The following is a 20,041-nucleotide window of genomic DNA, read 5'->3' as shown; positions in this document are numbered from 1 at the left end:
GCCTCTTCGCGGGTGAACCCGCTCCTACAGGTAAAGCGTTGCCTCTAGGTTTATTGAGGACACTGTGGGAGCGGGCGCGCCCGCGAAGAGGCTGGTAAAGGTTCAGCGCAAATCAGCCTCCGGCACCGTGGTCCGCTGCGCGATCGCTTCCGGCCGCCACTGCGTGCGCGCGACTGCCAGCACCTCTGCTGGCGTCGCCAACAGCAGTTCCGGATCCGTCTCCTGCCCCAGCGCCCGCAGTGCCCGCAGTAGCAGGGGAGTAGCATGCTCCGCCTGCAGTGGCGGGGAACGATACGACTTGCCCAGCTTGTGCCCATCTGGCTGCACGATCAGCGGAATATGCAGGTAACGCGGCTGTGAGAAGCCCAGCAGTTCCTGCAGGTACAGCTGGCGCGGGGTATTGTCGAGCAGGTCGGCGCCACGCACGATGTCGGTAACACCCTGCCAGGCATCGTCCAGCACCACGGCCAACTGGTAGGCGTACAACCCGTCACGACGCTGGATGACGAAATCGCCCACCTCACGCCCCAGGTGTTGCTGGTATTCACCCTGCACACGATCGGTAAAACGGTAGATCAGCTCCGGCACCCGCAGGCGGATGGCCGCCCCTTCACGGGCATGCCCGGCGTTACGGCAAAAGCCCGGGTAAATGCCGTTGTAGCTTTCCAGTTGCTTGCGCGAGCAGGTGCAAGCGTACGCCAGGCCCATGTTGAACAGGCGGTCTACCACGGCAGCATAGGCATCGTGGCGCTGGCTCTGGAATACCACCTCGCCATCCCAGTGCAGGCCGTAACGTTCCAGCGTCTGGAGGATGGCATCGCGGGCGCCGGGCATTTCCCGGGGCGGATCGGTGTCTTCCATGCGCAGCAGCCAGCGGCCGTTGACGGCGCGGGCATCGAGCCAGGAGGCGAGGGCGGCGACCAGCGAGCCGAAGTGCAGGAAGCCGCTGGGGGTGGGGGCGAAGCGCCCGATGTAGCTGGAGTCGGTCATGGTCAGGCTGGGCATATAAATGAAACGGGGCGCATGATGCGCCCCGTTCAGGTGGAAGAAAGATCAGCCTTTGCCGACCGTTTTTTCCTTTTTCTCGGCAATTTCCTTGCAGTCGAAGCACAGGTCGGCGGTTGGGCGGGCTTCCAGGCGGCGCAAGCCGATCTCGATGCCGCACGACTCGCACCAGCCGTACTCTTCGTCCTGAATCTTCTGCAGGGTTTTATCGATTTTCTTGATCAGCTTGCGCTCGCGGTCGCGGTTGCGCAGTTCGAGGGCGAATTCCTCTTCCTGGGATGCCCGGTCTGCGGGATCTGCGAAGTTGGCTGCCTCTTCTTTCATATGGTCAACGGTCTTGTCGACGCCGACCATCAGCTCTTGCTTCCAGCCAGTGAGGATCTTGGTGAAGTGCTTGCGCATGGGCTCACCCATGTACTCCTCACCCTTGGTCTCCTGATAGGGTGCAACCCCATAAAGATTCTGGTTGGCTTTTTGCTTTTCTAGGGTGGACATGAATAGACCGCCTCTCACTCATCTGATCCAATGCGCAGGATGCTCCATCTCCGGCGACCGCCGGCCCTGCGACTGCGAGCCGCCGAACTTACCAGATAGATCGGGGGTGCGCTACCCCGCCCGATCCTGCTAATTGACACTGGCCTGAGCGGTACGTTCGGTGGTGTGCAGAGGTAGAATCTCCAGTTTAGACCCAATTGAGAGAAGGTCATGGCCCAACCCTACAGTGCGCGCAGCCGCGCCATCGAACCTTTCCACGTCATGGCGCTGCTGGCCCGGGCCAACGAGCTGCAGGCGGCCGGGCACGACGTGATCCACCTGGAAATCGGCGAGCCGGACTTCACCACGGCTGCACCCATCGTCGCTGCCGGCCAGGCCGCGCTGGCCGCCGGGCACACTCGCTACACCGCCGCACGCGGTCTGCCGGCACTGCGTGAGGCAATTGCCGGCTTTTATGGGCAGCGCTATGGCCTGAATATCGACCCGCAGCGCATCCTTGTTACCCCGGGTGGCTCCGGCGCGCTGCTGCTGGCCAGCAGCCTGCTGGTGGACCCGGGCAAGCACTGGCTGCTGGCCGATCCGGGTTACCCGTGCAATCGTCACTTCCTGCGCCTGGTCGAGGGCGGGGCCCAATTGGTACCGGTGGGCCCGGACGTTAACTACCAACTGACTGCCGAACTGGTTGAGCGCTACTGGGACAAGGACACCGTCGGCGCTCTGGTCGCTTCGCCGGCTAACCCGACTGGAACCGTGCTGGGGCGCGAAGCGTTGGCCTGCCTGGCCAAATCCACCCATGAGCGGCATGGTCATCTGGTGGTGGACGAGATCTACCACGGCCTCACCTACGGTATGGACGCGCCAAGCGTGCTGGAAGTCGACGACTCGGCCTTTGTCCTGAATAGTTTTTCCAAGTATTTCGGCATGACCGGTTGGCGCCTTGGCTGGCTGGTGGCCCCGCCCGGTGCGGTGGCCGACCTGGAGAAACTGGCGCAGAACCTGTACATCAGCGCGCCGAGCATGGCCCAGCATGCCGCGCTGGCCTGTTTCCAGCCCGAGGCGCTGGCCATTTTCGAAGAGCGCCGCGCCGAGTTCGCCCGCCGTCGCGACTACCTGCTGCCTGCCCTGCGTGAACTGGGTTTCCGCATTGCCGTCGAGCCGCAAGGCGCGTTCTACCTGTATGCCGATATCAGCGCTTTTGGCGGTGACGCATTCGCATTCTGCCGACACTTCCTGGAAACCGAGCACGTGGCGTTCACGCCGGGCCTGGACTTTGGTCGCCACCTGGCCGGGCACCATGTGCGCTTCGCTTATACCCAGAGCCTGCCGCGCCTGGAAGAAGCGGTGCAGCGTATTGCCCGTGGCCTGCGGAGCTGGCAAGGCTGATGCGTTTCTCTCCGTCACTCGAGCAGGGCCGCCTGCTGCGTCGCTACAAGCGCTTTCTGGCCGATATCGAACTGGCCAGCGGCGAGCAGATGACTATCCACTGCCCGAATACCGGCTCCATGCTCAACTGCATGCGTGAAGGTGGGCAGGTGTGGTTCAGCCGCTCCAACGACCCCAGGCGCAAGCTGCCAGGGACCTGGGAAATCAGCGAAACCCCCCAGGGGCGGTTGGCCTGCGTGAATACCGGGCGGGCCAATGCATTGGTCGAAGAGGCCCTGCGCGCCGGCACTATCACTGAACTGGCTGGTTTCACTGCACTCAAGCGCGAAGTGGCCTATGGCGAGGAAGGCAGCCGTATCGACTTTCGGCTGGAGTTCGAGGGTGCTCCGGCCTATGTCGAGGTCAAGAGTGTGACGCTGGGCTACCCCGACACCGCAGTTGCGGCCTTCCCTGATGCGGTGACTCAGCGCGGTGCGAAACACCTGCGCGAGCTGGCAACGCTGGCCCGGAAGGGCGTGCGGGCCGTGCAGCTGTATTGCGTGAACCTGACCGGTATCGACGCTGTGCGCCCGGCCGAGGAAATCGATATGGCCTACGCCCAGGCGCTGCGCGCTGCAGTAGCGGACGGGGTGGAGGTGCTGGCCTATGGCACCCGCCTGGACGCCGAGGGTATCGTTATCGATCGCCGCTTGCCGGTGTTGCTTACCCCTTGAACCAGATGCCCAGGCTGTCTTCGTGGCAGCCCAGGGGCTGCAGCTGCTCACCCTCGCAGGGCCCCGCCACGCATTCGCCGCTTTCTATCAGGAACAGCGCACCGTGATGGGCGCAGTGGATAAGGCTGGCGCTGTCATCCAGAAACGCGTCCTCTGCCCAGTTCAGCGGGATGTCCCGGTGCGGGCAGCGGTTGCGGTACAGGTACACCTGGCCTTGGCGGCGTACGCCGAACAATTCGAGGCCGTCTACGCTGAAGGCGCGGCTTTGGCCCTCGGCCAGGCCGAGGGATGTACAAAGGAAGTGCATGGCAAGGATGGCTCGTGGAACATATGTTGGCTTGACGCTTCAATGCGAATAATTATCAAATTGATCGCGTTCGCTGCGCCTGGCTGTCTATGGTGCGCAGTTCCGCCGCTCGCCACAAGGCGTGTAGCCGTCTTCAGAAGGAACCCGATGATGCGCCGTCCAACTGCTTTCCTCGCTTTGTGTGCAAGCCTTGTGCTCTCTACCCAAGCCTTGGCAGCCGAGCTGCCGCAACGCTGGGTCAGCGCGGGTGGCGCCTTGAGCGAGTGGATAACCGCATTGGGGGGTGAAGCGCGCCTGGTCGGTGTGGACACTACCAGCCAGCACCCTGCCTCGTTGAAATCGTTGCCCAGTGTGGGTTATCAGCGACAGCTGTCGGCCGAAGGTATTCTCAGCCTGCGCCCGGATGTGCTGGTGGGCACCGAGGAAATGGGCCCGCCACCGGTACTGGCGCAAATCCGCAAGGCCGGCGTGCGGGTTGAGTTGTTCTCCAGCAAGGCCGAGCTGCCGGCGGTAGATGAAAACCTCAGGCACCTGGGGAAGTTGCTCGGCGCAGAGCAGCAAGCGTCCACGCTTGCAGCGGACTACCGCCAGCGGCTCGATGCGTTGCATGCCAACGTCAAGCTGGCCCAGGCCGGGCAGCAGGCTCCTGGGGTGTTGCTGCTGGTCGGCCATGCCGGGGCCAAGCCGCTGATCGCCGGGCAAGGCACTGCCGGTGACTGGCTGCTGAGCCAGGCGGGTGGGCGTAACCTGGCCGCGCACCAAGGTTACAAGAACTTCTCCAACGAAGCCTTGGCGGCGCTTGACCCGGATGTGATCGTGTTTTCCGACCGGGCGCTGGCCGATGGGCAGGCGTTGCAGGCGCTGTTGAAAGAAAACCCCGCACTGGCGGCCTCGCGGGCCGTGCGTGAGAAACGCCTGGTCTCACTGGACCCGACGCTGTTGGTCGGCGGGCTTGGGCCTCGGCTACCGGCGACCTTGCAGTCGCTGGCAGCCACCTTCTACCCCCTTGCTCAGGCCAGCTTCGCGCAATGAAACAGCGGGTCCAGCCACGTACGTTGTTCATTAGCCTGAGCCTGTTGTGCCTGTTGGCGATCTGGCTGTCACTGGCGTTGGGGCCAGTCAGCCTGCCGATGTTCGATACGCTGCGCGCTGGCCTGCGTCTGCTGGGGCTGCCTGTTTCCGAAGATGGCCTGCAGCAGGCCGAGATGATCCTTGGCCAGATCCGCCTGCCGCGCACTCTGTTGGGCTTGGCGGTGGGCGCGGTGCTGGCTCTGTCCGGGGTGGCCATGCAGGGGCTGTTCCGCAACCCGCTGGCCGACCCCGGGCTGGTAGGTGTTGCCGCCGGTGCCGCAGTGGGGGCTGCGGTTGCCATTGTTGGCGGCGCCTGGCTTGGCGGCATGCCGGATGCTTTCGCGCCTTATCTGCTGTCGTTCTGCGCTTTTGTCGGCGGGCTTGGGGTAACTGCGCTGGTCTACCGCCTGGGGCGCCGCGATGGCCAGACCAACGTTGCCACGATGCTGCTGGCTGGCGTGGCCATGACCGCGCTGGGTGGCGCGGCCGTGGGGCTGTTCTCTTACCTGGCCGATGATGCCACCTTGCGCACGCTGACATTCTGGAACCTTGGCAGCCTCAATGGCGCCAGCTATGAGCGACTGTGGCCATTGTTGCTGGTGGCGACAGGGGTTGCGGTGTGGTTGCCGCGCCGGGCCAAGGCGCTGAATGCCCTGTTGTTGGGTGAGTCTGAGGCGCGTCACCTGGGCGTTGACGTGGAGCGGCTCAAGCGTGAGTTGGTGTTCTGCACGGCACTGGGGGTTGGGGCGGCAGTGGCTGCAGCCGGGTTGATCGGCTTCATCGGCCTGGTAGTGCCGCACCTGGTACGCCTGCTGGCCGGCCCCGATCACCGTGTGGTGCTGCCAGCCTCGCTGCTGGCCGGCGGTGTGCTGATGTTGTTCGCCGACCTTGCGGCGCGGCTGCTGTTGGCGCCTGCCGAGCTGCCGATTGGTATCGTCACGGCCTTCATTGGTGCGCCGTTCTTCCTGTTCCTGCTGATGCGAGGACGCGGCTGATGTTGCAAGTAGAGGGCCTGTATCTACGCAGGGGTAGCAATGAGGTGCTGCACGACATTCACCTGCAGTTGCCTCCGGGGCAGGTAGTGGGTGTGCTCGGCCCCAACGGCGCCGGCAAGAGCAGCTTGCTGAGTGTGCTGTGTGGTGAACTGGCGCCCGACCGCGGGCGGGTGACGCTGCAGGGCTACCCCCTGGCCGATTGGGCTGGGCAGGAACGGGCAAGGCGCCTGGCAGTGTTGCCACAGGTGTCCAGCCTGGGTTTCTCGTTTCGGGTGGAGGAAGTGGTGGGTATGGGGCGCATGCCTCATGGCACCGGGCAGCGGCGTGATGCGGAAATTGTCGAGGCGGCGTTGCAGGCGGCAGATGCCTGGCACCTGGTGGAGCGCAGTTACCTGGCGCTTTCCGGTGGCGAGCGGCAACGGGTGCACCTGGCCCGCGTGCTGGCGCAGCTATGGCCGGGCGAGGAGGGGGCCACGTTGCTGCTCGACGAACCGACCTCGATGCTCGACCCGCTGCATCAGCACACCACCCTGGAAGCCGTACGTCGCTTCGCCGACTGCGGTGCTGCAGTGTTGGTGATCCTGCATGACCTGAACCTGGCGGCGCGTTACTGTGATCGTATCCTGTTGCTGGAGCAGGGGCGTTGCCACGCGTTTGCCACACCCGAAGCGGTACTGACCCCAGCGGCACTGAAGGCGGTGTACGGTATCGACGTACTGGTGCAAGCGCACCCCGAGCGCGGGCATCCGCTGATCATCACCCGTTGATTCTCAAGCCATGCACGGCCTGTGTTGAAGCGGCCTTGTCTCGCGACAGATCCGCCCCCCCGGGGAAGGCCATTCAAATTGTGGATGACATGGAGTAACTGCCGATGCGACACCCGCTGCTGTCTGGTTTCTCGCTGTGCCTGGTACTGGCGCTGGGCGGTTGTCAGGCCAGCCTGCCGCCGTTGCCCGCCTGGCAGAGTAGCGAAGGTCGCACCCACGCCGAGCTGGGTAAGATTGTCGATCTGTCCAATGAGCAGGTCATAAGCCCCGAAAAGCTGGTGCATCGCCTGGCTGTCGCCCCCCGCGTGCTTGTCGGCGAGAAGCACGACAACCCTGACCATCACGCGCTGCAGCTATGGCTGCTGCGCGCTCTTCAAAGCCAGCGTACTCAGGGCAGCCTGTTGCTGGAAATGCTGCAGCCCGAACAGCAGTCACGGGTGGACAAGCTGGTTGGGCAGCCTTTGCCGGAAGACTTGCCCAAGGCGCTGGCCTGGCAGGAGGGCTGGGATTGGCAGTTGTACGGGCCGATTGTCACCGACGCCTTGCAGCATCGGGTGACGTTGCTGGCAGCCAACCTTTCGCCCGCCGAGATGCGTCAGGCCTATCGACAACCGGCTCCGGTGCAGGGCGAAAAGTCCAATGCACCCGCGGTAAAGGCTGCCTTGCTGGAACAGGTGCGCGCCGGGCATTGCGGGATGCTGCCGGAAAGCCAGTTACCGGCGATGCTGGCCGTTCAGCAGCAGCGCGACCGGCGCATGGCCGAGCGTTTGCAGGCGGCGACGCAACCGGCACTGTTGTTTGCCGGGGCTTACCACGTGCGCAAGGACTTGGGCATACCCTTGCATCTGGCTGACCTAGAGGCATCGGGGGAGAGCAAGGTATTGCTGCTGGCTGAGGTAGGCGAGCGAATCGAGCCTGGCGAGGCTGATTATGTGTGGTACACGGCAGCGATGCCGGAGCAGGATTATTGTGCGCAGTTGCGGCGTTGATCCTTGAAAAGCACAGGCAAAAAAAGACCCGGCAAATTGCCGGGTCAATAACCGTGATTAGCCTGATGAGGAGATAATCTGAGAGTCCGAACCAAGGTCTCTTAGCTTATCCAACCAGTCTCGCGACCAGTTGCGATAATCATAACAATTCTCATTTAGCCGTCAATCCCTTTACCCTGATTATTTTGGTTTTTCTGCGTAGGTTTTTTCGCGTCCAATTGTTGGTTGAGTGCTTCCTTGCGTTCGAGCGGCAAATCGTTCCAGTGCATGTCCAGCAGGGCGCCTTCAATGGCATACAACAGCACCTTCGATGCACGGAACCCTCGTGTTTTCACGGCCTGGTACGCACCCACCGCGCCCAGGCGGCGCAAATCCGATGCACTGTGGATGCCGGCTGCATGCAGCCACTGCGCAGAAGTCTTGCCAAGGTTCTTCAGATGCTGCAATTCATCGTTCATCGAGCCTCCTTGCGATGGCTGAACGGGAATGGGGGATAAATCGCGAGCAGGGTCAGAGAGGAGTGTAGCGGGGGTTCGGGAATACGCGGCTTTTTGCCATCGGATGATGAGCGGCCTGTGCCTGCCCTTTTGCCGGCAGGCACAGGAAGATGGCGAACTTACAGGCCAGGCAATCGCTGGCGAATCTGCTCGATCACCTGGTCCATGCTGCCGGCAGTTTGGGTATCGACGCGTGTGCTGTGCACCAGCTCCTGCGCATCCAGCGCCTCACGGCCTGCCTGCTGGGCCTTGATCACCTCCAGCGTGGCATCCGACGGGTCGCTGTTTTCGGCCTGGCGCTGCTCCAGCCAACTGGCGATGACCGCCTCCGGCGCGTGGCAGTCAAGGATGAGGAACGGCACTCCGGTCTGGCTGGCAACGTCTGCCGCAGCCTGGCGCTGCTCATGCTTGAGGTAGGTGGCGTCCAGCACCACCGGGAAGCCGGCGCGCAGCACGGTCGCAGCTATCTCGTGCAGGCGCAGGTAGGTCGCAGCGCTGGCGTCCTGGTCATAGATGCCCGTGCTCAGTTGGCCGGCGTCGGCCTGTTGTTGTTCGCCGAACAGGCGCTTGCGCTCCACGTCCGAACGCACGCGCACAGCACCCAAGGCCTCGACCAGGCGCATGGCCACGTGACTTTTGCCCACCGCCGAAACGCCATGGGTGATGGCCAGCAGCCGCGACGGGATGGCACTGTAGCTTTCGGCCAGGTTGGCGTAATTGCGGTAGGTGCGCAGGGTGGTGGCACGTTGCACGCCATCAGCATCGGCCGGCATGCTGAACAGTGCGACCTTGGCCCGCACCAGCGCACGGTAGGCCTTGTAGAAGTTGAGCAGTTCCAGGCCTTCATAGTCCCCCGTCAGTTCCAGGTACTGGCTGATGAAGCGCCGGGCCAGGCATTTCAGGCCTCGGTCTTCCAGGTCCATGGCCAGGAAGGCGGTGTCGGCGTAGACGTCGGTCAGTCGGAAAGGCTCGTTGAACTCGATGCAATCGAAGATCACTACCTTGCCATCGATCAAGGTGGCGTTGCCCAGGTGGATGTCACCGTGGCACTCACGGATGAAGCCATTGGCCTTGCGCTTTTCCAGCAGGCCGTGCAGGCGCTCGAAGCTGCTGCGGGCCCAGGCCTGCAGGGCGTCGAGTTGCTGCAGATCGGCTTTGTCGCTGAGGAATGGGCGGATTTGCTCGAAGTTCTGCTCCACCGGGGCCATCACGCTGTCTGGCGTACCCAGCGGGTGCTCCATCGGCACACGTGGGGCCTGCAGGTGAAACTCGGCAATCTGCCGGGCCATCTGGTCGATGTGCGTGGCGTTCAGCTCGCCATTGGCCTGCAGTGTGTTGAGCATCTGTCCCTGGGGGAACTGGCGCATTTTCAGCACGTACTCGATGGCTTCGCCTTCGCCACCGATCTGCGGTGCGTCGACGCTACCGGTGATCGGCAACACGTCCAGGTACAGGCCTTCGGTCAGGCGTTGGTTCAGGCGCAACTCTTCGTTACAGAAATGCTGGCGCTGGTCCAGCCCGGTGAAGTCCAGGAAACCGAAATTCATCGGTTTCTTGACCTTGTAGGCGTACTCGCCAGTGAGCAGGACCCAGGAGATATGCGTCTCGATGAGCTGAAACCCATCCACGGGGTGAGGGTACAGGGCAGGGTTCTGCAACGCAGTAATAAGAGCTTGGCTCACGGCAAATCCTTCCGGGGCAAGGGAATTCGAATGCGCCATTATGGTCAATGGTGCCGTCCCTGCCTACCGCCGGGCCGTCTGCCCAGCCTTTATAAAGTGCGTATAATCCGCCGCCATGACCCGAACCCGAAATTCCCGTACCCCTCAGAAACGCCCGACCGGCCGCTCCCGCGCCTGGCTGGGCTGGGCTTTGAAGCTCAGCCTGGTAGGCCTGGTGATAGTCGCCGGCTTCGCGGTTTACCTCGATGCCGTCGTCCAGGAAAAGTTCTCCGGCAAGCGCTGGACCATCCCGGCCAAAGTGTATGCCCGGCCGCTGGAGCTGTTCACCGGCCAGAAGTTGAGCAAGAACGACTTCCTCACCGAGCTCGATGCGCTTGGCTACCGTCGCGAAAGCGCGGCCAACGGCCCCGGCGCTGCGTCCGTCAACGGCAATACCGTCGACCTCAATACCCGTGGCTTCCAGTTCTACGAGGGCATGGAGCCGGCGCAGTTCGTCCGCGTGCGCTTCTCTGGCGACTACGTTGCGGGCCTTTCCGGTGCCAACGGCAAGTCGCTTGACGTGGTGCGCCTGGAGCCGCTGATGATCGGCGGCATCTACCCGAAAAATCTCGAGGACCGCATCCTGATCAAGATCGATCAGGTCCCCAAGTATCTGCTTGAAACCCTGGTGGCCACGGAAGACCGCGACTTCTACAGCCACTACGGCGTGTCGCCCAAGTCCATCGCCCGGGCCATGTGGGTCAATACTTCGTCCGGCTCTATGCGCCAGGGTGGCAGTACCTTGACCCAGCAGTTGGTGAAAAACTTCTACCTCAGCAGCGAGCGCAGCCTCAGCCGTAAGCTGACCGAGGCGATGATGGCGATACTGCTCGAACTGCACTACGACAAGCGCGAAATCCTTGAGGCCTACCTCAACGAGGTGTTCGTCGGCCAGGACGGTCAACGCGCCGTGCACGGCTTTGGCCTGGCTAGCCAGTTCTTCTTCAGCCAGCCGTTGTCCGAGCTGAAACTGCATCAGATCGCCCTGCTGGTGGGCATGGTCAAAGGGCCGTCCTATTACAACCCGCGGCGTCACCCCGAGCGCGCCCTGGCGCGCCGCAACCTGGTGCTCGACCTGGTGGCCGAGCAGGGCGTGGCCAGCCAGGCAGAAGTCGATGCGGCGAAGAAAATGCCGCTGGGCGTAACCAAGCGTGGCAGCCTGGCCGACAGCTCGTTCCCGGCCTTCCTCGACCTGGTCAAGCGACAGCTACGTCAGGACTACCGCGACGAAGACTTGACCGAAGAAGGCCTGCGCATCTTTACCAGCTTCGACCCGATCCTGCAGATGAAGGCCGAAACCTCGATGAGAGAGACCTTCAAGCGCCTGTCGGGCCGCAAGGGGGCTGACGAGGTGGAAGCGGCAATGGTCGTGACCAACCCTGAGACCGGTGAAGTACAGGCGCTGATCGGTAGCCGTCAGGCAGGCTTCGCCGGCTTCAACCGGGCCATCGATGCCGTGCGGCCGATCGGCTCGCTGGTCAAGCCGTCGGTATACCTGACTGCGCTGGAGCAGCCGAGCAAATACACCCTGACCAGTTGGGTGCAGGACGAGCCATTTTCGGTCAAGGGGGCTGACGGCCAAGTCTGGCGCCCGCAAAACTATGATCGTCGCCCGCACGGCACTATCTACCTGTACCAGGGGCTGGCCAACTCGTACAACCTGTCGACCGCCAAGCTCGGCCTGGAAGTGGGCGTGCCGAACGTGATCAAGACCATTGGTCGGTTGGGGGTGAATGTCGACTGGCCAGCGTTCCCGGCCATGTTGCTGGGCGCTGGTGGCATGTCGCCGATGCAGGTGGCAACCATGTATCAGACCATCGCCAACGGCGGCTTCAACACGCCGATGCGCGGTATCCGCAGCGTGCTCACCGCCGAGGGCGAGCCGCTCAAGCGCTACCCGTTCCAGATCCAGCAAACCTTCGACCCGGGTGCCATCTACCTGGTGCAGAACGCCATGCAGCGCGTAATGCGCGAAGGTACCGGGCGCTCGGTGTACAACACCTTGCCACGCTCGCTGACCTTGGCGGGCAAGACCGGTACCAGTAACGACTCGCGTGACAGCTGGTTCTCCGGCTTCAGTCAGGATCTGCTGGCCGTGGTGTGGATGGGCCGTGACGATAACGGCAAGACACCGTTTACCGGCGCCACCGGAGCCTTGCAGGTGTGGACCAGCTTCATGAAGAAGGCCGACCCGCTGCCGCTGGATATGCCGCAACCGGACAACGTGGTGCAGGCCTGGATCGACCCGTACACTGGCCATGGGTCTGATGCCAGCTGTCCGGGAGCGGTGCAGATGCCGTATATTCGCGGGAGTGAGCCGCCGGCCGGCGCAACCTGTGGCGGCGAGCAGGATCCAGTCGAATCGGTAATGGACTGGGTCAAGGGCTGGATGAATTAAGCACAGGCTGCATTGATGAGGTGTGACGTGAACAAGTGGCTGTTTCCTGCCGTGACGGCGTTGGCTGTGCTCCAGGGGTGCTCCAGCGTCCCGCGTGGCAATATTCCGGTGGTCGATTCGAGCACCCGCGTGTCCAACAGCGAGCGCGTGACGGCCAACCGCTCGGCGGGTGGCTATAACACCGGCACCGCCCAGGCGCAGACGCTGCCGGAGGATTCCGGCGTCACCGTGATGATCCCGCAGGGCGCAGGTGCTTCGGGCATCCAGACGTTCCCGGCGAACAATGGCGCAGCGCCGATCACTCCAGGGCCCATCACTCCAGGCCCTGTCAGTTCGGCACCGATGACCACCAATCCCAACCCGATTGCCGATGAACCCTTCGACATTGCCGCGATGAATAACACCCCGCAAAGCGCCAGTGCGCCCACCGGTATTCCGCGCAGCGCTGCCGCCGGTGGTCTGTCGGCCGACGAGCAACTGGACGGCCCGGTGCTGGCGTTGCTGACCACTGCGCAGACGCAGCAGGGCAGTGGCGACTTCAACGGTGCCGCCTCGAGCCTGGAGCGTGCCCAGCGTATTGCTCCGCGTGAGCCGCAGGTGCTGTATCGCCTGGCCCAGGTGCGCCTCTCGCAAGGTGATGCAGCGCAGGCCGAGCAGTTGGCGCGTCGCGCTCTGACCTACGCCAACGGCCGCCCAAGCCTGCAGGCAGAGCTATGGAACACGATCGCCCAGGCGCGTGAAAAGCAGGGTGACAGCGCTGGCGCTGCGCTGGCCCGGCAAAAGGCGCGGGTCAATTCGTGATGATCGAGCAGCGCATTCTGGATATTGCCGACCACCTGCTATTGATCGAGCGTGAACTGCAGGTGCAAGGCTGGTGGGATGACGAGCCGCCAAGCGACGAGGCGCTGGCCAGTACGGTGCCGTTCGCCGTGGATACCCTCAATTTTGAGCAGTGGCTGCAATGGATCTTCCTGCCCCGCATGAAAATCATCATCGAACTGGGCCACCCGTTGCCCAATGCATCGAGCATCCTTGTCATGGCCGAAACCGTGTTTACCGACCGGCCGGAGCAAAGTCGTGAGCTACGGCGCCTGTTGGCAGCTTTTGATCAATTGATCGCTCCTTCCGCCTGATTTCTTCAGTTTTTCCTTCTAGGGCCGCAGATTGTGGCCCTTTTTATTGGAAATCTTCTTAATTCTGCTGCTGAAGCGATTTTTAGTGGTGGCAGGAATTCATCTTGGGGAAAAATTGGCAATAATTTTTCTTGACTTGTTGGCGCCGAATCACAAGAATCCAACTTCCGCTGTAGAGGGACTGCCAGAAGCAGACCCGCTAAGCAGATCATGAGGTGCACACCCGCACCGACCTGTTACACCCCGCAACGCGTTACCTCGCGCTGGGTGGGAAACCCCCGCAACACTCTGGGGATCTCCCAATACTTGCTCAGTCAGTGCTGACGTTCGCTCATGCTCTGCTTGGCAGTAAACCTATTAAGACCCGTCCAGTGAGGGCGGTATTCTGGCGTTTTAGAGGTGAACAACGTGGAGCTTTTATCTGGCGCTGAGATGGTCGTCCGCTTCTTGCGTGACGAAGGCGTTAAGCACATCTACGGGTACCCTGGTGGTGCTCTCCTGCATGTTTACGACGCACTGTTCAAAGAACCGGAAGTGGAACACATCCTGGTTCGTCATGAGCAGGCGGCAACCCATATGGCGGACGGCTACGCTCGTGCCACCGGCAAGGCCGGTGTGGTACTGGTTACCTCCGGTCCTGGCGCGACCAATGCCATTACCGGCATTGCCACCGCTTACATGGACTCGATTCCGATGGTCATCCTGTCCGGCCAGGTGCCTAGCACCATGGTGGGCACCGATGCCTTCCAGGAAACCGACATGATCGGTATCTCGCGGCCGATCGTGAAGCACAGCTTCATGATCAAGAACCCGACCGAGATCCCTGAAATTCTGAAAAAAGCTTTTTACCTGGCGCAATCCGGTCGCCCAGGTCCAGTCGTGGTCGACATTCCAAAAGATATGACCAACCCGGCTGAAAAGTTTGAATACGTCTACCCGAAAAAGGTCAAGCTGCGCTCCTACAGCCCGGCGGTCCGCGGTCACTCCGGGCAGATCCGCAAGGCTGCCGAGATGCTTCTGGCTGCCAAGCGCCCGGTTGTCTACTCCGGTGGCGGTGTGATCCTCGGCGGTGGCTCCGAAGCCCTGACTGAAATCGCCAAGTCGCTGAACCTGCCGGTCACCAATACCCTGATGGGGCTGGGTGGCTTCCCGGGTACCGACCGCCAGTTCCTCGGCATGCTTGGCATGCATGGCAGCTACACCGCCAACATGGCCATGCACAATGCCGACGTCATCTTTGCCGTCGGTGCGCGTTTCGACGACCGCGTTGTAAACGGCCCGGCCAAGTTCTGCCCGAATGCCAAGATCATCCACATCGACATCGACCCGGCGTCGATCTCGAAGATGATCAAGGCCGACGTGCCGATCGTCGGCCCGGTCGACAGCGTGCTCAGCGAAATGCTCGGCATCCTCAAGGAAATCGGCGAGCAGCCTGACAAGGCGGCGCTGGATGCCTGGTGGAAGCAGATTGACGAATGGCGTGGCAATGGCGAGTTGTTCCCTTACGACAAGGGCGATGGCAACGTCATCAAACCGCAAAAAGTCATCGAGACACTGTGCGAAGTGACCAATGGCGATGCCTTCGTCACTTCCGACGTGGGCCAGCACCAGATGTTTGCCGCGCAGTACTACCGCTTCAACAAGCCAAACCGCTGGATCAACTCCGGTGGCCTGGGCACCATGGGCTTCGGCTTCCCGGCGGCGATGGGCATCAAGCTCAACTTCCCGGATCAGGACGTGGCCTGTGTGACCGGCGAAGGCAGTATCCAGATGAACATCCAGGAGCTGTCCACCTGCATGCAATACGGCCTGCCGGTGAAGATCGTCAACCTGAACAACGGTGTGTTGGGCATGGTCCGCCAATGGCAGGACATGGCCTACAACGGTCGCCATTCGCACTCATACGTCGAGTCGCTGCCTGACTTCATCAAGCTGGCCGAGGCCTATGGCCATGTGGGTATCCGCATTACCAGCCTGAAAGACCTCAAGCCGAAGCTGGAAGAAGCGTTTGCGATGAAGGACCGTCTGGTGTTCATCGACATCGCGGTTGACCGCAGTGAGCACGTCTATCCGATGCAGATCAAGGATGGCTCGATGCGTGACATGTGGCTGAGCAAGACGGAGCGTACCTGATATGCGGCACATCATTTCCCTGCTGCTGGAAAACGAACCAGGTGCGTTGTCCCGTGTGGTCGGCCTGTTCTCCCAGCGCAACTACAACATTGAAAGCCTGACTGTAGCGCCGACCGAAGACCCGACCCTGTCGCGTCTGACGCTGACCACCGTTGGCCATGACGAAGTGATCGAACAGATCACCAAGAACCTGAACAAGCTGGTCGAAGTGGTCAAGCTTGTCGACCTGTCGGAAAGCGCTCACATCGAGCGTGAACTGATGCTGGTCAAGGTCAAGGCCACCGGTGCCCAGCGCGCCGAGATCAAGCGCACCACGGATATCTTCCGCGGCCAGATCGTCGACGTGACCGCCAGCGTGTACACCGTGCAGCTGAGCGGTACCAGCGACAAACTGGACAGCTTCATCCAGGCGATTGGCACTGCATCGATTCTGGAAACCGTGCGCAGCGGCGTTACCGGCATTGCCCGTGGCGACAAAGTGCTCAGCATCTAAATTTAAAAATTAGCGATGGCTCCGCAGGGGCCGAGATATAACCAGGGGTATTTTCATGAAAGTTTTCTACGATAAAGACTGCGACCTTTCCATCATCCAGGGTAAGAAAGTCGCCATCATCGGTTACGGCTCCCAGGGCCACGCTCAGGCGTGCAACCTGAAAGATTCCGGTGTAGACGTTACCGTCGGTCTGCGTAAAGGTTCGGCTACCGTTGCCAAGGCTGAAGCTCACGGCCTGAAAGTTGCTGATGTTGCTACCGCTGTCGCTGCGGCTGACCTGGTCATGATCCTGACCCCGGACGAATTCCAGGGCACTCTGTACAAGAACGAAATCGAGCCGAACATCAAGAAGGGCGCTACCCTGGCCTTCTCGCACGGTTTCTCGATCCACTACAACCAGGTTGTTCCGCGTGCCGACCTCGACGTGATCATGATCGCGCCGAAAGCCCCGGGCCACACCGTTCGTTCCGAGTTCGTCAAAGGCGGCGGCATCCCTGACCTGATCGCTATCTACCAGGACGCTTCCGGCAACGCCAAGAACGTCGCACTGTCCTACGCTTCGGGCGTGGGTGGTGGCCGCACCGGCATCATCGAAACCACCTTCAAGGACGAAACCGAAACCGACCTGTTCGGTGAGCAGGCTGTTCTGTGTGGCGGTACTGTCGAACTGGTCAAAGCCGGTTTCGAAACCCTGGTCGAAGCTGGCTACGCGCCGGAAATGGCCTACTTCGAGTGCCTGCACGAGCTGAAGTTGATCGTAGACCTCATGTACGAAGGCGGCATCGCCAACATGAACTACTCGATCTCCAACAACGCCGAATACGGTGAGTACGTGACTGGTCCGGAAGTCATCAACGAAGAATCCCGCAAGGCCATGCGCAATGCTCTGAAGCGCATCCAGGACGGCGAGTACGCGAAGATGTTCATCTCCGAAGGTGCTACCAACTACCCATCGATGACCGCCAAGCGTCGCAACAACGCCGCTCACGGCATCGAAATCATCGGTGAGCAGCTGCGCTCGATGATGCCGTGGATCTCGGCTAACAAAATCGTCGACAAGACCAAGAACTAAGTCTTATCGAAAGATGAAAAACGCGGCTTTGGCCGCGTTTTTTCGTTCTGGCATCCCGCTTCTGGTATAAAGCAGACCAGTGGCTCGCTGTCAGAACCTGTTTCGCGGGCCCGTGTCGAACATTTTCCATCCTGTTGCAAGGTACCCTCCATGAGCGAACGTCCCGAAGAGCCGAACAAGCCCTCCGACGCCGAAAGCCTGCTACCTGTCGATGAGCACGTTGAAGAAGGGCATGACGCCGAAGGCCGTAAGGTGCGCCACCGCGGCATCTACCTGCTGCCCAACCTGTTTACCACCGCCAACCTGTTTGCCGGCTTCTATTCCATCATCAGCTCGATGAGCGCACAGAGCGCCCTGAGTGCCGGCGACCCGCGCGAGGCGAGCAAGTACTTCGCTTTTGCCGCTATCGCCATTTTCGTGGCCATGGTGCTAGACGGTCTGGACGGCCGCGTTGCGCGCATGACCAACACTCAGAGTGCCTTCGGTGCCGAGTATGACTCGCTATCGGATATGGTCGCCTTCGGCGTGGCCCCGGCTTTGCTGGCCTTCGGCTGGGCGCTGGGTGACATGGGCAAGGTCGGCTGGATGGTTGCATTCATCTATGTGGCCGGTGCCGCGTTGCGCCTGGCGCGTTTCAATACCCAGGTCGGTACCGCCGACAAGCGCTACTTCATCGGTCTGGCCAGCCCGGCTGCCGCCGGTGTGGTGGCGGGCACCGTATGGGCGTTCAGCGACTATGGCATTCAGGGCTCCAAGCTGTCGTTCCTGGTGGCGCTGTTGGTGGCTGCTGCTGGCATGCTGATGGTCAGCAACATCAAGTACAACAGCTTCAAGGAGCTGGACCTCAAGGGGCGCGTGCCGTTCGTGGCGATCCTGGCGGTGGTGCTGGTGTTTGCCGTCGTGTTCAGCGACCCTCCGCGTATCCTTCTGTTGATCTTCCTTGCCTATGCAGCATCGGGGCCGATCCAGTTCCTGCTGAAGGCACGCCGTCGCAAAGTGTGAAAATCACTTAACGCTGGAATAACCTCACGGCTCCATAGTCTTACTGGTACATCCGTTACTCAGTGCTATGGAGCCGTTCATGCTTATCAAGCTTCCCAGGTCTTCCGAGTGCAAGGCGTCGGAGATCACCCCCGAAGGCATTTACCTTTCCCGTCGTACCCTGCTGGGCGGCTCATTGGCTGGCTTGGCGCTAGGCGCATTACCGGGCGGGGTGGGCGCGGCGCAAGTGTCCCGTTATGCCGATGTGCAGGCTGGGGTCGCACCAGCCTGGTTCACTGACAAGCTCGCGGCCACGCACTGGCAGGCGGTGACGGTGAAGGACGAGGCGATCACGCCATTCAAGGATGCCACTCACTACAACAACTTCTACGAGTTCGGGCCCGACAAGGGCGACCCGGCGGCCAATGCCGACAGCCTGAAGACCGAACCGTGGTCTGTTGTGGTGGATGGTGAGGTTGGCAAACCCGGACGCTATGCACTGGAGGACTTCGTAAAACCCTATCAGCTTGAGGAGCGGATCTATCGGCTGCGCTGTGTTGAGGCGTGGTCGATGGTCATTCCGTGGCTGGGGTTCCCTTTGGCTCAGGTGCTCAAGCAGGTCGAGCCGACTTCCAGGGCGCGTTATGTGCGTTTCGAAACGCTGAACGATCCGCAGCATATGCCCGGGCAGCGTTCAGGATTCGCCTTGATCGACTGGCCTTATAGAGAAGGGTTGCGCCTGGATGAGGCGATGCACCCGTTGGCAATTCTCGCGGTGGGTATGTACGGCCGGGAGCTGCCCAACCAGAACGGCGCGCCGTTGCGTCTGGTGGTGCCTTGGAAGTATGGCTTCAAGAGCATCAAGTCGATTGTGCGCATCAGCCTGGTAGAGGAGCAGCCCGGTACTACCTGGGAAGGGCTGGCGCCGGATGAATATGGCTTCTATGCCAATGTGAACCCGACAGTCGACCATCCGCGCTGGAGTCAGGCGCGCGAACGTCGCTTGCCCAGCGGACTGTTCAGTCCCAACGTGCGGGAGACCCAGATGTTCAATGGCTATGCTGATGAAGTGGCGTCGCTGTATGCCGGGCTCGATCTGCGGAAGAACTACTGATGCGTTACCCCTGGTTTCGTTTGGCCATCTTCGTCGTAGGCTGCCTGTTTCCGATGTGGTGGCTATATGAAGCAGCGATGAACCTGCTGGGGCCTGACCCCGGGAAGATCATGATGGACCGCCTTGGGCTCGGGGCGCTTACCTTCTTGCTGGTGACCTTGAGCATGACCCCTCTGCAGAAGTTGACGGGCTGGTCTGGCTGGATCGTGGTTCGTCGGCAGCTGGGGTTGTGGGTGTTCGCTTATATAGTGCTGCACATACTGGCTTACCTGTTTTTCATTCTTGGGCTGGATTGGGGGCAGTTGGCGGTGGAACTCAGCAAGCGGCCCTACATTATTGTGGGGGCGCTGGGGTTTCTGGGTTTGCTGGCGTTGGCAGTTACCTCAAACCGGTACAGCCAACGGCGGCTGGGGGCGCGGTGGAAGAAGCTGCACAGGTTGGTGTATGCGGTGCTTGGGTTGGGCTTGCTGCATTTCCTGTGGATCGTGCGTTCCGACCTTCGGGAATGGGCGATTTATGCGTTTATTGGGGCTGTGTTGATGGTGTTGCGGATACCTGCTGTTGCGCGGGCTCTTCCCAGGGTTGCCAGGAGGCAGGGTAGGGCGGTTTGAGAGCGGGGTGGGGCTGCCACGGGCCTGTCTTGAGATAGCAATGGCTGTGGAGGGGGCCGCCTTTGTTTCTCTGGTGTCTGTGAGATCGAGCGCCGCCCGCGCGGCGCATCGCGAGCTGTCGCTCGCTCCTACGTTTGTTTCGGGCCAGTCACGCCTGTGATAG

20 protein-coding genes are annotated in these 20,041 nt (G+C 61.6%); 15 read left to right on the top strand and 5 right to left on the bottom strand.

The window, feature by feature from the left end; genetic code table 11:
* Positions 1–102: 102 nt before the first annotated feature.
* Together gluQRS and dksA are read right to left on the bottom strand one after the other, a co-directional pair.
* Positions 103–990 carry a tRNA glutamyl-Q(34) synthetase GluQRS gene (gene gluQRS / locus ACF8EA_RS11200; protein ID WP_033730627.1) on the bottom strand — a complete coding sequence of 296 codons (888 nt, stop codon included), beginning with the start codon at positions 988–990 and terminating at the stop codon, positions 103–105.
* A gap of 63 nt (positions 991–1,053) precedes the next feature.
* Positions 1,054–1,500, bottom strand: coding sequence for an RNA polymerase-binding protein DksA (gene dksA, locus ACF8EA_RS11195; RefSeq protein ID WP_003250009.1), 447 nt, complete (start codon positions 1,498–1,500; stop codon positions 1,054–1,056).
* A 210-nt stretch (positions 1,501–1,710) separates the two neighbouring features.
* Here dksA and ACF8EA_RS11190 point away from each other — a divergent pair, with 210 nt between their 5' ends.
* Both ACF8EA_RS11190 and sfsA read left to right on the top strand, forming a co-directional pair.
* The gene (locus ACF8EA_RS11190) at positions 1,711–2,883 is read left to right on the top strand and encodes a pyridoxal phosphate-dependent aminotransferase (protein WP_021784784.1); all 1,173 of its coding nucleotides are present in this window, start codon (positions 1,711–1,713) and stop codon (positions 2,881–2,883) included.
* Positions 2,883–3,596, top strand: coding sequence for a DNA/RNA nuclease SfsA (gene sfsA, locus ACF8EA_RS11185; RefSeq protein WP_392522045.1), 714 nt, complete (start codon positions 2,883–2,885; stop codon positions 3,594–3,596). Before ACF8EA_RS11190 ends, sfsA begins: the two co-directional genes overlap by 1 nt.
* Here the strand turns inward: sfsA and ACF8EA_RS11180 are convergent.
* Positions 3,586–3,903 (bottom strand): Rieske (2Fe-2S) protein, encoded by a 318-nt coding sequence (locus tag ACF8EA_RS11180; RefSeq protein WP_028697598.1) that lies wholly within the window; start codon positions 3,901–3,903, stop codon positions 3,586–3,588. The two genes, sfsA and ACF8EA_RS11180, sit on opposite strands and share 11 nt — an antisense overlap.
* Positions 3,904–4,050: 147 nt before the next feature.
* On the opposite strand from ACF8EA_RS11180, the gene ACF8EA_RS11175 reads away from it, so the two are divergent.
* From ACF8EA_RS11175 to ACF8EA_RS11160, 4 genes are all read left to right on the top strand, one after another.
* Positions 4,051–4,935 carry a hemin ABC transporter substrate-binding protein gene (locus tag ACF8EA_RS11175; RefSeq protein WP_392522044.1) on the top strand — a complete coding sequence of 295 codons (885 nt, stop codon included), beginning with the start codon at positions 4,051–4,053 and terminating at the stop codon, positions 4,933–4,935.
* A 50-nt stretch (positions 4,936–4,985) separates the two neighbouring features.
* A complete protein-coding gene (locus tag ACF8EA_RS11170; RefSeq protein WP_172402780.1) occupies positions 4,986–5,969 on the top strand; it encodes an iron ABC transporter permease in 984 nt (327 codons plus the stop codon).
* Complete coding sequence (locus ACF8EA_RS11165; RefSeq protein ID WP_392522042.1) at positions 5,969–6,736, top strand: heme ABC transporter ATP-binding protein; 768 nt, start codon at positions 5,969–5,971, stop codon at positions 6,734–6,736. The genes ACF8EA_RS11170 and ACF8EA_RS11165 overlap by 1 nt, the downstream gene beginning before the upstream one ends.
* A 104-nt stretch (positions 6,737–6,840) precedes the next feature.
* A complete protein-coding gene (locus tag ACF8EA_RS11160; RefSeq protein ID WP_392522040.1) occupies positions 6,841–7,725 on the top strand; it encodes a ChaN family lipoprotein in 885 nt (294 codons plus the stop codon).
* 155 nt (positions 7,726–7,880) lie between these two features.
* Here the strand turns inward: ACF8EA_RS11160 and ACF8EA_RS11155 are convergent, their stop codons facing one another.
* A complete protein-coding gene (locus ACF8EA_RS11155; RefSeq protein WP_021784777.1) occupies positions 7,881–8,183 on the bottom strand; it encodes a TfoX/Sxy family protein in 303 nt (100 codons plus the stop codon).
* Positions 8,184–8,341: 158 nt separating this feature from the next.
* Complete coding sequence (locus tag ACF8EA_RS11150) at positions 8,342–9,904, bottom strand: AAA family ATPase (RefSeq protein WP_392522038.1); 1,563 nt, start codon at positions 9,902–9,904, stop codon at positions 8,342–8,344.
* A 115-nt stretch (positions 9,905–10,019) separates the two neighbouring features.
* On the opposite strand from ACF8EA_RS11150, the gene mrcB reads away from it, so the two are divergent.
* The 9 genes from mrcB (at position 10,020) to msrQ (ending at position 19,878) form a co-directional block, all read left to right on the top strand.
* Positions 10,020–12,341, top strand: a complete 2,322-nt coding sequence (gene mrcB, locus ACF8EA_RS11145) for a penicillin-binding protein 1B (RefSeq protein WP_392522036.1) — start codon at positions 10,020–10,022, stop codon at positions 12,339–12,341.
* A gap of 15 nt (positions 12,342–12,356) precedes the next feature.
* Positions 12,357–13,142, top strand: a complete 786-nt coding sequence (locus ACF8EA_RS11140; protein WP_021784774.1) for a M48 family metallopeptidase — start codon at positions 12,357–12,359, stop codon at positions 13,140–13,142.
* Complete coding sequence (locus ACF8EA_RS11135) at positions 13,142–13,474, top strand: YqcC family protein (protein ID WP_021784773.1); 333 nt, start codon at positions 13,142–13,144, stop codon at positions 13,472–13,474. The genes ACF8EA_RS11140 and ACF8EA_RS11135 overlap by 1 nt, the downstream gene beginning before the upstream one ends.
* A gap of 408 nt (positions 13,475–13,882) precedes the next feature.
* Positions 13,883–15,607 (top strand): acetolactate synthase 3 large subunit, encoded by a 1,725-nt coding sequence (locus tag ACF8EA_RS11130; RefSeq protein ID WP_028697593.1) that lies wholly within the window; start codon positions 13,883–13,885, stop codon positions 15,605–15,607.
* 1 nt (position 15,608) lies between these two features.
* A complete protein-coding gene (ilvN, locus tag ACF8EA_RS11125) occupies positions 15,609–16,100 on the top strand; it encodes an acetolactate synthase small subunit (RefSeq protein WP_003250040.1) in 492 nt (163 codons plus the stop codon).
* A 55-nt stretch (positions 16,101–16,155) separates the two neighbouring features.
* Positions 16,156–17,172: a ketol-acid reductoisomerase gene (gene ilvC / locus ACF8EA_RS11120; RefSeq protein WP_021784771.1), complete on the top strand. Its 1,017-nt coding sequence runs from the start codon at positions 16,156–16,158 to the stop codon at positions 17,170–17,172.
* Positions 17,173–17,322: 150 nt separating this feature from the next.
* Positions 17,323–18,174, top strand: a complete 852-nt coding sequence (pssA, locus tag ACF8EA_RS11115) for a CDP-diacylglycerol--serine O-phosphatidyltransferase (protein ID WP_021784770.1) — start codon at positions 17,323–17,325, stop codon at positions 18,172–18,174.
* Positions 18,175–18,253: 79 nt separating this feature from the next.
* Complete coding sequence (gene msrP, locus ACF8EA_RS11110) at positions 18,254–19,267, top strand: protein-methionine-sulfoxide reductase catalytic subunit MsrP (RefSeq protein WP_392522034.1); 1,014 nt, start codon at positions 18,254–18,256, stop codon at positions 19,265–19,267.
* Positions 19,267–19,878, top strand: coding sequence for a protein-methionine-sulfoxide reductase heme-binding subunit MsrQ (gene msrQ, locus ACF8EA_RS11105; RefSeq protein WP_392522032.1), 612 nt, complete (start codon positions 19,267–19,269; stop codon positions 19,876–19,878). The genes msrP and msrQ overlap by 1 nt, the downstream gene beginning before the upstream one ends.
* The last annotated feature ends 163 nt before the right edge of the window (positions 19,879–20,041 follow it).

Origin of the sequence: Pseudomonas sp. YQ_5 (assembly GCF_043103305.1) — a bacterium.
Taxonomy (GTDB): Bacteria; Pseudomonadota; Gammaproteobacteria; order Pseudomonadales; family Pseudomonadaceae; genus Aquipseudomonas; species Aquipseudomonas putida_Y.
The sequence above is the reverse complement of the archived record's forward strand: the minus strand, read 5'-3'. Positions and strand labels throughout refer to the sequence as shown.

What these genes read in the sequence shown, in the direction of transcription:
- gluQRS (WP_033730627.1), bottom strand. Translation starts at nt 990, where the DNA reads ATGACCGACTCCAGCTACATCGGGCGCTTCGCCCCCACCCCCAGCGGC.
- dksA (WP_003250009.1), bottom strand. Translation starts at nt 1,500, where the DNA reads ATGTCCACCCTAGAAAAGCAAAAAGCCAACCAGAATCTTTATGGGGTT.
- ACF8EA_RS11190 (WP_021784784.1), top strand. Translation starts at nt 1,711, where the DNA reads ATGGCCCAACCCTACAGTGCGCGCAGCCGCGCCATCGAACCTTTCCAC.
- sfsA (WP_392522045.1), top strand. Translation starts at nt 2,883, where the DNA reads ATGCGTTTCTCTCCGTCACTCGAGCAGGGCCGCCTGCTGCGTCGCTAC.
- ACF8EA_RS11180 (WP_028697598.1), bottom strand. Translation starts at nt 3,903, where the DNA reads ATGCACTTCCTTTGTACATCCCTCGGCCTGGCCGAGGGCCAAAGCCGC.
- ACF8EA_RS11175 (WP_392522044.1), top strand. Translation starts at nt 4,051, where the DNA reads ATGATGCGCCGTCCAACTGCTTTCCTCGCTTTGTGTGCAAGCCTTGTG.
- ACF8EA_RS11165 (WP_392522042.1), top strand. Translation starts at nt 5,969, where the DNA reads ATGTTGCAAGTAGAGGGCCTGTATCTACGCAGGGGTAGCAATGAGGTG.
- ACF8EA_RS11160 (WP_392522040.1), top strand. Translation starts at nt 6,841, where the DNA reads ATGCGACACCCGCTGCTGTCTGGTTTCTCGCTGTGCCTGGTACTGGCG.
- ACF8EA_RS11155 (WP_021784777.1), bottom strand. Translation starts at nt 8,183, where the DNA reads ATGAACGATGAATTGCAGCATCTGAAGAACCTTGGCAAGACTTCTGCG.
- mrcB (WP_392522036.1), top strand. Translation starts at nt 10,020, where the DNA reads ATGACCCGAACCCGAAATTCCCGTACCCCTCAGAAACGCCCGACCGGC.
- ACF8EA_RS11140 (WP_021784774.1), top strand. Translation starts at nt 12,357, where the DNA reads ATGAGGTGTGACGTGAACAAGTGGCTGTTTCCTGCCGTGACGGCGTTG.
- ACF8EA_RS11135 (WP_021784773.1), top strand. Translation starts at nt 13,142, where the DNA reads ATGATCGAGCAGCGCATTCTGGATATTGCCGACCACCTGCTATTGATC.
- ilvN (WP_003250040.1), top strand. Translation starts at nt 15,609, where the DNA reads ATGCGGCACATCATTTCCCTGCTGCTGGAAAACGAACCAGGTGCGTTG.
- ilvC (WP_021784771.1), top strand. Translation starts at nt 16,156, where the DNA reads ATGAAAGTTTTCTACGATAAAGACTGCGACCTTTCCATCATCCAGGGT.
- pssA (WP_021784770.1), top strand. Translation starts at nt 17,323, where the DNA reads ATGAGCGAACGTCCCGAAGAGCCGAACAAGCCCTCCGACGCCGAAAGC.
- msrP (WP_392522034.1), top strand. Translation starts at nt 18,254, where the DNA reads ATGCTTATCAAGCTTCCCAGGTCTTCCGAGTGCAAGGCGTCGGAGATC.
- msrQ (WP_392522032.1), top strand. Translation starts at nt 19,267, where the DNA reads ATGCGTTACCCCTGGTTTCGTTTGGCCATCTTCGTCGTAGGCTGCCTG.